At 65.4% G+C, this 3,976-nt stretch carries 2 protein-coding genes; both read left to right on the top strand.

Going from position 1 to position 3,976, the window contains the following annotated elements; genetic code table 11:
- Positions 1 to 974: 974 nt before the first annotated feature.
- A complete protein-coding gene (locus ACGFH9_RS30760) occupies positions 975 to 1,958 on the top strand; it encodes a hypothetical protein (protein ID WP_393226366.1) in 984 nt (327 codons plus the stop codon).
- A gap of 841 nt (positions 1,959 to 2,799) precedes the next feature.
- Positions 2,800 to 3,976 (top strand): DUF3375 family protein (locus tag ACGFH9_RS30755; protein WP_393226364.1); only part of this gene is annotated, 1,177 nt, incomplete at its 3' end.

Genomic DNA, 3,976 nt, shown 5'->3' with positions numbered 1-3,976 from the left:
TGGCGCCGTCACCGGCAAGCCCAAGCGAAAGCCAGCCACTACCGCAAACGACTCGAAGCCGCCAAAAGTAACGAACCTCCGTAGCAGTACTAGGCGCCGACCGGCCCGACCGGCGGGTCACCTGCCTGTCTCCTACGCCCAGTGGGCGAAGTCCTCGTGAGCCCGTCTGCCATCGACCCACCCAGGTGGGAGCGGACTGCCGCCCCCGGGCCCGCCGTATCAAGCGAACCTTGACGCACGTTGGGTCGCTTGCGGGTCGAGCGCTGGTCTGGTCGGCATGTGCGAGCCAGCGCCGGCGGCGTGCCACAGCGACGGCGATCCGCGCGTGCATCGGCTGACGGTGCGACTGTCCGAGGCACAAATGGCGGCGGTCAAGGCGAATGCGGCGCCGAGCCGTCCGCGACCGATTTGTCGGTCCCGATGCCACCCCCGCAGAAAGCACATTCTCGCCGCCTTGCACCGGCTCGCGCACCGAACGTCGTTTGTTGCAGAACCGCGTCTGGGGCGCGCGGTTGGAGACGTCCTTCCCGCAGTGCCCGCAGGCCCTGAAAACGCTGCCCACCGCAGCTTTGAGCCGCTCGTCGGCGGCTCGTCGATGTGCCGAAGGACTGGTCGACGTGGGCCGATCTCGGCTCGGCCTACGTACAACAGGGCCGAATCAGATCCCTGTCCGCCGCGGCCGATGTGCAGCACCTCAACGCGGCGGTGCACTGGAGCCATGGCATCAGCTTGGGTACGCTGCGGGCCCTGCTCGCGGCCGCGGGCCTGACTGGCCCGATCGCCAGCGCTGCGCATTTCACCGCGGTCGATCGGCTCGTTCCGCTGTTGAGCCACGTCTGGCAAGACGCGCATGCGAGGAGCCGATCACAGCACGAGACCAGCCGAGTATCCCCCGCGCACTGCAGCCCAAGCGCTGTTATCCGCAGCCAATCTGCGTTGACACAACCCCCATGCGGTGGGTATGTAGATACGTCGTGCGGGTCCTCCTCGACACCAACATCTGGTCATCTCTCGGAGATGAGGGCACCTCCCGCCCGTTCCGGGAGTTCATGCAGTCGCGCGGACTGGAGGTTCTCGTCACCCCGAGCACACTCGTCGAGGTGATGGACCTTCCGGTGCCCGAGCCCAGGCAGCGAATCATCGAAGCGCTCATCACAGGTTCCCGGCGGCGCCTGCCAACCGAAGCCATGTCTGAGTCGGCCGAGGTTGTGGCCGAAATTCGGAGAGCGCGGCCAGCATGGCTGCGTGCGATGCCGGACACCGCCGCCGTCGCCTCGCTCAACACGTTTTGGACCAGAACCATCTGGCGGCAGGCACGAGAAACGTCCGAGCGCCTTCACATCTGGCAGCAGGCTCAGCCGCCCATCGCCCCACACATAGTGCGGCAGCAGCGTCGCCAACGCCACGACGTGCTAGAAACGCGGTTCAATTTTCGTCCATTGACAGCCATCAAGGCCCGCCTTGCGCCCGAAACGCCGGATCACTACCGCGCTGGATGGATCGAGGGCGACGAGGTGGACGCATGGCGGGCCGAGCTCAGGGACCTGTACTGGCATCAGCTCGTGGTGGTCCCCGGCCGCGCCGTCGTGACCCGGCAAGACACGATCTTCGCAGACTGGGTCGGTGCCTACGTCGACCTGCGCCGCCTTGGCAGTAGCCGCGCGGACTTCACCCGGTTCTGGCTCTACGACGCGTCTGCTGAGGCTGTACCAAGAAACTGGATCCGATGGGCTGTTCGCCACATCCAGACCACGCAGAAGATCTCAGGCGGTAACCCGGCCGATGAACAACACAGCTCCTACCTGGTCGATGCGGACATCTTCCTGTCGGCCGACTCGCGCTACGTCAGCACTCTGAAGATCGTGCGCGATGATGCTCCATTCGCGATGGCCGAGCCGCGCCTCGTGTCCGGTGATCGCTGCGTTCCGATTTTGGACCGCCTCGCCGCTGTGCTGTGACGAGCGGTCAACCGCGAGAACATGACGCGGCCTTTGGGCCTCCTGACCGGCCTGAGCGGCCCTGATCGTGGCTACGCGGCGGCACCGGAACGTGTACGTAGCGGCGCCGCCGCTCTCGCGTGCCACCGCCTGGGCAGTGGCGCTCGTGCGCCTGATCGACAGGCGCATCGCCAACGAGGATGGCGACCGTCTACAGCGACCTACTCACGGAACGCCTGGCCGGGCGATGTGCCCCGACTACCACACCTCCCGAAGCCCTTGACATCGGACGCGCTCAGCGGTTCTGGACGCCGGGCTGCACGACGATGATCTCGAAGTCGGCGTCGAGGTCACGGAGGTGACGTCCGATAGCGATCAGTTGTTCCGGGGTGCCCCGTTCGAAGCGGGTGCGCATAGTGCCTTAAGACGGGGCCGGGCTCATCGTCGCGAAACCGCAGGGCGGGACCGAGGGCTTCAACCCGAAATATTCGGCATCCGTCGAGTAAAAATGGAATGAGGTGAAATGTGCCCGCGTCCGTTGATGGTCGGGGGAATCTCGGAATCGCAGTTCGCGTAAACGATCAGGCAAACGTCTCGACTCAGGAAAAGCTGATCATGGACCGGTCAGACGGGAACATTTTTAGAACGATTGTACGACTCCGGTAATTGTCGGAAGCGGCTGGCATCATCGGGTGCGAATCAACAGCGCGCCGATGGGATGCTGCATGAGATGCGACTGCGGGCGAGCCACGACGTTTACCGCTGTGCGATGCGTCGGCAGGTCGCCGTCCTACCTGGTTGGGCCACACCGTAGACCGCGACGGCCTACCTGCCGGCCGACATCGAGAGCGGACCGCGCCCGGTGAGCGACATCGTCGGCGAGCTCGCCCGCGTCGCTGGGGCGTTCGACCAGCCGACCCTCACACTTCTGTACAGAGGCCACGCGAAAGTGGTGATCGCGATGCTGCGCAGCGCGTTCACTCGGGACAACCGCACCATCTCCACCGCTCGACTCCACGCGCAGGTCGACACCTACCTTGATCAATTGCGGATCGCTGGCTTCACCGATCTCCCATCCGGCACCGGTCGTGATCTGTGCATGCGGTGGATGCGGGGGCAGTGGCTTGTCCGCAGCGTCGAAGATGATGGCGCCGAGGTCTACACGCTGACCAGTCACGCCCAGGACGCCCTCAACCTCGTCACGAACCTGACGAGGGAACGCGCCAGTCTCAGTGAGCACCGGATCGCCACGATCGTCAACGCGGTGCGGCGGTTCAACACCGAGGTCAACCCGGACCGCGGCGCCCGGGTAGACATCCTCAACAGCGAGATCGCCCGGCTGACCCGCGAGCGTGACCGCCTGCTGGAAGGCGCCGACCTGCCGCACGTCTCGGCCGACTACATGCTCGAGGGATACGGCGAACTGCTCCAGTTGGTGGCAGCGCTACCGAGCGACTTCGCCCGCGTACAGGAGGCGTTCACCGCCCTGCGCACGCAGATCCTGGCGTCGTTTCGCGCAGAAGACCGCCATGCCGGCGAGGTGATCGACGACTACCTGCGGCACACCGACTCGCTGATGAGCGCCACGGCCGAGGGCCGAGCATTCGAGGGTGCCTTCACCCTGCTCCGAGATGACGAGCTGCTCCTGCAACTGCGCGAAGATCTCTCGGCCCTGCTGAGTCATCCCATGGCTGAGGACATCCTCAACGACGTCGACCGCCGCGATCTGCGCGGCACTGTTGGGCTGATCAGGCGCGGCATCGAGGCGGTGCTCGCCCAACGCAACCGCGTCACCGCCACGCTGCGCGAGTACATCCAGACCCACAACACTGTCCGCGACCGCGAGCTGGACAACACTCTGCGTCAACTCGACGGCGAACTCGCCCGATGGATGACCTCGGCCGGGCCGCGCACGACCGTCGCGCTGCCGCTGCTTCCCGCCCGCTTAGACCGTGTGTCGTTTGGGGTTGTTGGAGTGCAAGGTCATTCGTTGAGCTGGTGTGAGCGACGTGGAGAAGTACTGCCCGGACGCGTTGTGG

Origin of the sequence: Micromonospora sp. NPDC049102 (assembly GCF_043197485.1) — a bacterium.
Classification (GTDB): domain Bacteria; phylum Actinomycetota; class Actinomycetes; order Mycobacteriales; family Micromonosporaceae; genus Micromonospora.
Note: the sequence above shows the minus strand (reverse complement) of the source record. Positions and strands in the feature narration are given on the sequence as shown.